Source organism: Advenella sp. (assembly GCF_052108595.1).
Taxonomy (GTDB): Bacteria; Pseudomonadota; Gammaproteobacteria; order Burkholderiales; family Burkholderiaceae_B; genus Advenella.
In genome coordinates this window covers 1-3,178 of sequence record NZ_JBQEAU010000196.1, presented here as the reverse complement: position 1 = coordinate 3,178, position 3,178 = coordinate 1, and the positions used below count along the sequence as shown (strand labels likewise).

At 56.9% G+C, this 3,178-nt stretch carries 3 protein-coding genes; 2 read left to right on the top strand and 1 reads right to left on the bottom strand.

The annotated features are described in order from the left end of the window. A partial coding sequence (locus tag ACTIKR_RS20520; RefSeq protein WP_442328897.1) for a DUF3458 domain-containing protein occupies positions 1-1,719 on the top strand: 1,719 nt, incomplete at its 5' end. Positions 1,720-1,737: 18 nt separating this feature from the next. Then, positions 1,738-2,751 carry a class 1 fructose-bisphosphatase gene (locus tag ACTIKR_RS20515; protein ID WP_442328896.1) on the top strand — a complete coding sequence of 338 codons (1,014 nt, stop codon included), beginning with the start codon at positions 1,738-1,740 and terminating at the stop codon, positions 2,749-2,751. On the opposite strand, the gene ACTIKR_RS20510 is transcribed toward ACTIKR_RS20515, so the two are convergent. Beyond that, positions 2,730-3,178, bottom strand: a 449-nt coding sequence (locus ACTIKR_RS20510; protein ID WP_442328895.1) for an aldo/keto reductase, incomplete at its 5' end; no start/stop codon positions are given. The genes ACTIKR_RS20515 and ACTIKR_RS20510 overlap by 22 nt on opposite strands.

The following is a 3,178-nucleotide window of genomic DNA, read 5'->3' as shown; positions in this document are numbered from 1 at the left end:
ATGATGGCCGCAGGACTGGATGACCAGGCTGCCGCTAGTGCCCGCGCGGTCAAGCGGATTGACGACGTGAGCGTGTTGCGTGCCGGGCAGTTCCCCGAGGATGCAGGGCCCATGGCGCATCCCATCCGCCCGGACAGCTACGAATCCATTGGCAATTTCTACACCGCCACTGTCTATGAAAAAGGTGCCGAAGTCATCCGTATGCAGCACACGCTGCTGGGCGCGCCCGGCTTTCGCGATGGCATGGACGAATATTTTCGCCGCCATGATGGACAGGCCGTCACCTGCGACGATTTCGTCAATGCCATGGAATACGTGTATACAAAATCCCACCCGCAACGCGATCTGTCCGTCTTCAGGCGCTGGTATTCGCAGGCCGGCACGCCACGGGTGCAGGTTGACATGAGCCACGACGCCGCGCAGCACACGGTGACATTGACCCTGTCGCAGCAAACACCGCTGGTGGGCGTTGAAAAAATCCGCAAGGATTTTGTGAAAAAACCTTTTCATATTCCCTTTGCTGTCGGTCTGCTGTCGGCTGACGGACAGCCGCTGGTGCTAAGCGAGGTCAACGACAGCGCGAGCCACGATGCCGCCCCAGACCTGGCTGGCGAACACACACGCCTGCTGGAGCTCACTGAGCAAAGTCAGTCCTGGACCTTCACCGACATCGCCGCCAAACCCGTCCCTTCGCTGTTGCGCGATTTTTCCGCGCCAGTTATTGTTCACTATGAATGGACGGCAGCGGAACTGGCAGTCCTGGCCCAGTCTGACCCCAATCCATTTGCCCGCTGGGAAGCGGGCCAAGCGCTGGCAGCACGCGAGATTCTGGGGCTTGCCGATGCGCTGCAAAAGGGTGCGCAATCGGCCCTGTCCGAGACATTTGTGCAGGTTTGGAAAAACAATCTGCAGGATGCAGGGCTGGACGCCGGCTATCGTGCCCGCCTGCTGACACTGCCTTCGGAAAAATTCCTGGCAGAGCAAATGGATCCGATAGAACCGATATGGCTGGCCAAGGCCCGCCACGCTGTCCGGGAAAACCTGGGCAAAGCGGCCGCGTCCGAATGGACCACCACCCTTCTTGGCAACGACACGCCCGGGCCATACAGCCCGGATCCGATCAGCGCGGGCCGACGCAGCCTGAAAAATCTGGCACTGGCGTACCTGATGGCGGCAGGCGATCAGGCGGCATGCCAGCGAGCGCTGGCCCAATACCAGGCAGCGCAGAACATGACCGATTGTATGGGCGCGCTTGGCGCCATCGTCAACTATCACCACGGGGACAAGCGCCAGGAAGCCATCGTTGATTTCTACGAAAAATGGCAGCATAATCCACTGGTCATCGACAAATGGTTTGCCCTGCAGGCAACCGCCGCCGACACCCGCACGGAAACAATCCGCGGGCTGATGGCGCATCCGGCATTTGCATTGCGCAACCCCAATCGCGCCCGCTCCCTGATCTTCCAGTTCTGCATGAACAATGCACAAGGGTTCCATAACCAGGACGGTTCCGGCTACGCCTTGTGGACCGAAGCCGTGCTGGCGCTCGATGCCATCAATCCTGAAGTCGCATCGCGTCTGGCGCGTGTCATGGATAACTGGGCGCGCTATACTCCTGCACTGCAATCACAAATGAAATCATCGCTTGAGCAGATCCGCGATCACGAGGGTCTGTCCAGCAATGTGAGCGAGATTGTGTCCAAAGCATTGCGTATTTAATTATTTTCCGGAGACCTTATGTCACGAAAAACCCTTACCCAGTATCTGGTTGAGCAGCAGCGCAACAATAATGCCATTGAGGCAGAAGTGCGCTTGCTCGTAGAAGTTGTTTCACGCGCCTGCAAGGCCATTAGCCATGCTGTCAGCAAAGGTGCGCTGGGCGGCGTACTGGGGAGTCTGGAAAGCGAAAATATTCAGGGCGAAGTTCAGAAAAAGCTTGACGTAATGTCAAATGAAATTCTGCTTGAAGCCAACGAATGGGGAGGCCATCTGGCGGGCATGGCGTCCGAAGAGATGGAAACCATCCATCACATTCCCAACCGCTACCCCAAGGGCGAATACCTGTTGTTGTTCGATCCGCTGGACGGCTCGTCCAATATTGATGTCAATGTGTCCATCGGCACGATTTTCTCTGTACTGAAGGCGCCGGCCGATATTTCAGGGCGCGAAGTGACCGAAAAGGATTTTCTGCAACCAGGCAGCCGGCAAGTGGTGGCCGGCTATGCTGTGTACGGTCCGCAAACCATGCTGGTGCTCACGATCGGCAATGGCGTGATGGGCTTTACGCTGGATCGCGAACTGGGCAGCTGGGTATTGACACACGAGAATATGCGTGTTCCGGAAGATACCAAGGAATTTTCCATCAATATGTCCAATATGCGCCATTGGGCGCCGCCCATGCGCCAGTACATCGAAGACTGCCTGGCAGGCACCACCGGACCGCTGGGCAAAGACTACAACATGCGCTGGATCGCCTCGATGGTGGCCGATGTACATCGTATCATGACGCGTGGCGGCATTTTCATGTATCCATGGGATGCGCGCGATCCGAAAAAACCGGGCAAGCTGCGCCTGATGTATGAGGCCAATCCGATGAGCTTTATCATCGAGCAGGCCGGCGGCATGGCCACCGACTCGGTCAACCGTATCATGGATATCCAGCCGACCGAGTTGCACCAGCGCGTAGGCGTGGTGCTAGGGTCCAAAAACGAAGTGGCCCGGGTTAAGGACTACTGCGCCGGATCAAAGTGATTTAACCTGATTGCATCTATTTCCTGCATGATCTGGCTGTCCAGCTTAACTGCGCTGACAGCCAGATTTTCTTTAAGCTGGTCCGTTGTCCTGACCCCGATAATGGTGCTGGCAACCTGCCATTTTGTATTACAGAACGCCAGCGCCAGTTGTACTGGCGTCAACTGATGCCTGCGGGCAAGCGCATTATATACACGCGCTGCATCAAGCGAAGCCGGCCGGCCCCAGCGTTGCTTGCGCACCGACTCATACAAAGTAATCCTGGCGTCAGCAGGCGCCTGTTCTCCGGTGGTGCCGGACTCATCATATTTTCCGGTCAGCAAGCCATAACCCAGTGGTGAATAGGCCAGCAGCGAAACATCAAGGTGATGGCACATCTCGTCCAGTCCGTTTTCGTACGAACGATTCAGCAAGCAGAACGGGTTTT